Origin of the sequence: Streptomyces ossamyceticus (genome assembly GCF_001418475.1) — a bacterium.
Classification (GTDB): domain Bacteria; phylum Actinomycetota; class Actinomycetes; order Streptomycetales; family Streptomycetaceae; genus Streptomyces; species Streptomyces ossamyceticus.
Genome location: NZ_LIQX01000486.1, coordinates 1 through 3,273 on the forward strand (window position 1 = coordinate 1; position 3,273 = coordinate 3,273).

The window sequence follows — 3,273 nt, forward strand, 5'->3', positions numbered from 1 at the left end:
ACCCCCGCGATCCCCCCAGATCCCCCTCCAGAAGTTCCGACGCTCAGTACGACCGGCTGGGCGGGGGAAGGGTTGCGCGGTCTCTGGAAGTTTTTTTGGTATGCCAATGAACCCCCTGGGGGCGACGGCCCCAGGGGTCGGAGCGCGATGGGGCCGCGACACCGGAGTGAGTGCTCACTCATTGACGGAGTGAGCACTCACTCCGTACTCTCGACGGCATGATGGCACCCAAGGAGAACCAGACCCCCCGCCGCCGCGCTCCCGGCATGTCGCCGGAGGAGCGGCGCGCGATGATCATCCAGACCACGATCCCGCTGATCGCCGAGTACGGCGCCGCGGTCACCACCGCGAAGGTCGCCCGCGCCGCGGGCATCGGCGAGGGCACGATCTTCCGGGTCTTCGCCGACAAGGACGAACTGCTCCAGGCCTGCCTGGCGGAGGCGTTCTCCCCCGAGCACGCGGTCCGCGAGCTCGGCACGATCGACATCTCCCAGCCACTGCCCGACCGTCTCGCGGAAGCCGCCCAGGCCCTTCAGGCGCACCTGGCCCGCATGGGCGCGATCGCCGGCTCGCTGCACGCCTCCGGGCACCGCGGCGGCAAGCACCCCGGCACGGTACGCGGCGCGGGCCGCGACGAGTCGACGACCCGTATCCGCACGGCCCTCGCGGATCTGCTGGAGCCCGACAGGGCCGCGCTGCGCCGACCGCCGGAGCAGATCGCCGCCCTCTTCTTCGGGTTGCTCTTCACTCAGCCGCACCTGGAGGACGAGCCGGAGATGACCACACAGGAACTGGTGGACGTCTTCCTGCACGGCGCGCTCGCCGGTGGTGCGAAGTGAGGGGGCGGGGACGGCGCATGGCGGCTTCGGGCCTCGCGGTCCTGGCGCCCGTGATGGTGTGGCTGGTCGCGGACCCGGTCCTGGGGCACCGGCTGCGGATCACCGATGGCGAGCAGACGCTCGACATCGGCGCGGCGCCGGTGGCGTCGGTCGCGTTACTGGCGTCCCTCGCCGGATGGGGACTGCTGGCCACACTGGAGCGGTTCGGCGTACGGCGCGCCCGCGCCGTCTGGACCGGGGTGGCCGTCGCCGTACTGGCCGTGTCCTTCCTGCCGTTGACGGGCGACGGCATGGACGGCGCCACCCGCGGCGCACTGGCCCTGATGCACCTGGCCGTGGCGGCGGCACTGATCCCGGGCCTGCGCGCGAAGGACACGGCCGACGCGACACCGCCGGTACCGAGCAGGCCGCTCGCGGGGTCGTAGGGAAACGTCTTCGCGCCACAAGCCTGTTCGAGTTATGTCCCGATCATGTCACTTCGACGGCAAGTGCGTTGCGGGTGCAACGGGTTGTGGGGGAGCATGGGCGGGACGTAGGTGACCCAGACACACGGGGGTGGACACGACGTGAAGTTCGACATGGGGTCGACGACTCTGGCGGACCTCGGCAAGAGCACGCTCGGTTCGAGCGACGACCTGGGGACGCTGATCCAGTTGCTGATCAGTGCGGCGGAGCCGCTGGAGGGCAAGTTCAACGGCTCGGGCAAGCTGGCGTTCGACTCGTTCAAGAACCGCGCGGACGAGATCACCGCGGACCTCAACAGCTCGCTCGCCGCGATCCTGGGCGGTCAGTCGGGCATGGACAACGCCTTCGGCACCGGTGACGTGGAGTCCCAGGACAACGCCAACCAGAACATGGGCCTCGCGAACTTCGACGCGGCCCGCTTCGGCGCGCGCTAGCCCGCGGCCACCGGACCGTTCATCGAGAGCCCGAGAGCCACGAGAGCCACAGGGGGAGATTCACCATGGGTCAGAACCAGGACCGCCGTTCGTACGACACCGGTGCCTCGGGTGAGGTGCAGACCTCGCTCGGCACGATCGTGGGCCAGCTGGAGCGTGTGCTCAGCGACCGCGACGCCGCGGTGAAGGCCGCGATGACCGACTTCCAGGCCGACGGTGTCTCCGACGACTACCACGGCAAGGAAGAGCGCTGGAAGAAGGCCGCGGGCGAGGTCCGCGAGATCATCCGCCTGGTGCGCACCACGCTGGAACAGAACGACGGCACCGCCCAGTCCACGCTGGCCAAGGCCCGCGCGGCGGTCGACCAGATCGGCTGACGCGTACCGGCGTCAGGCATACCGGCGTCAGGCGTCAGAAGGAGCCGATGTCCGGCGTCAGATTCCGCGCGTGCGGGGTCGGCTTCCGCGCGTGCGGGGTCGGCTTCCGGGCGGGTGAGCAGTGAGCAGTGAGTGAGGGAAGGCAGCCGTGGCGGCGCAGGATTACGACAGCCAGTTGCTGGAGTCGGTGTCGGTGCGCCGTCGACGGCTGCGCGACGCCCTGCTGTTCGGGGCGCAGCGGCAGCGGCGCTCGGTGGACGAGCGGGTCGGGAAGGTCTTCGCCGGGATCGTCATCGCGGCGGTGTTGTGCGCGGGATGTGTGGGGTGGTCGTTCGTGTCGAACCGCATCATCGGCAAGAGCCCGTACGGGAGTTCGGTACAGCCGTCCGTGACGCCCTCGGCGAGCCCGTCGGGGGCCTCCTCCGCGGCTCCTACCAGCACTTCTACCCGGTGATAGGTTCGAACGCGTGATGTCTACGGGGGCCCTGAGCCAGGAGATGACCGGCGGTCGTACGGCACTCAGCCGGGTCACGCTGGTCGGTGAGCGGCGGCGCGTGGATCTCGTGCTGCCGTCGCGGGAACCGGTCGGGTTGCTGCTGCCCGAGGTGATGCGGCTGCTCGACGACCAGGTCGGCGGGCGGCCGGAGTTGCGGCATCTCGTCACCGCGGACGGCAGCGCGCTCGCCCACGACAGCACCTTGGAGTCGGCGGGGGTCGCGGACGGCGCCGTACTGCGTCTGGTGCGCGCCGAGGACGCGCCGTCGGCGCCCGTCGTGCACGACGTCACGGACGAGGCCGCCGAGGACCTCGACTCCCGTGCCCGGCGCTGGAGTCCGGCGACACGGCGGGTCACCGCCGGGCTCGCCACGGTCGGTTGGGCGTTGGCCGCCGGATGGCTGGCGCGCACCGAGTACGCGGCCGGGACCGTCGCGGGCGCGCTGCTCGCCGTCGCCCTGGTCGCCGCGCTCGCGGGCACGCTGCTGGGGCGGCTGAGGAAGTACGGGCTCGCCACGACGCTCCTGGTGACCGCCGGGGCGCTGGCGCTGCTCGGCGCCTCCACCCTGGCCGACGCACAGGACTGGTCCGGCACCACGCGGGTCGCGGCGCTGGCCGGGGCGGGGATCGTCACCCTCGCCCTGCTCGGTCTGTTCAGCCCGC

At 71.2% G+C, this 3,273-nt stretch carries 6 protein-coding genes; all 6 read left to right on the forward strand.

Annotated features, from left to right (window positions below):
• Positions 1-218: 218 nt before the first annotated feature.
• A complete protein-coding gene (locus tag AOK15_RS30425) occupies positions 219-839 on the forward strand; it encodes a TetR/AcrR family transcriptional regulator (RefSeq protein ID WP_055521552.1) in 621 nt (206 codons plus the stop codon).
• A gap of 17 nt (positions 840-856) precedes the next feature.
• Positions 857-1,264 carry a DUF6069 family protein gene (locus AOK15_RS30430; RefSeq protein ID WP_055521553.1) on the forward strand — a complete coding sequence of 136 codons (408 nt, stop codon included), beginning with the start codon at positions 857-859 and terminating at the stop codon, positions 1,262-1,264.
• A gap of 141 nt (positions 1,265-1,405) precedes the next feature.
• A complete protein-coding gene (locus AOK15_RS30435; protein ID WP_055521554.1) occupies positions 1,406-1,738 on the forward strand; it encodes a hypothetical protein in 333 nt (110 codons plus the stop codon).
• A 65-nt stretch (positions 1,739-1,803) separates the two neighbouring features.
• Positions 1,804-2,115 carry a pore-forming ESAT-6 family protein gene (locus AOK15_RS30440; RefSeq protein ID WP_055521555.1) on the forward strand — a complete coding sequence of 104 codons (312 nt, stop codon included), beginning with the start codon at positions 1,804-1,806 and terminating at the stop codon, positions 2,113-2,115.
• A 148-nt stretch (positions 2,116-2,263) separates the two neighbouring features.
• Positions 2,264-2,569: a hypothetical protein gene (locus AOK15_RS42865; protein ID WP_079058803.1), complete on the forward strand. Its 306-nt coding sequence runs from the start codon at positions 2,264-2,266 to the stop codon at positions 2,567-2,569.
• 16 nt (positions 2,570-2,585) lie between these two features.
• On the forward strand, positions 2,586-3,273 hold a 688-nt coding region (locus AOK15_RS30450), incomplete at its 3' end, for an EsaB/YukD family protein (protein WP_240508673.1).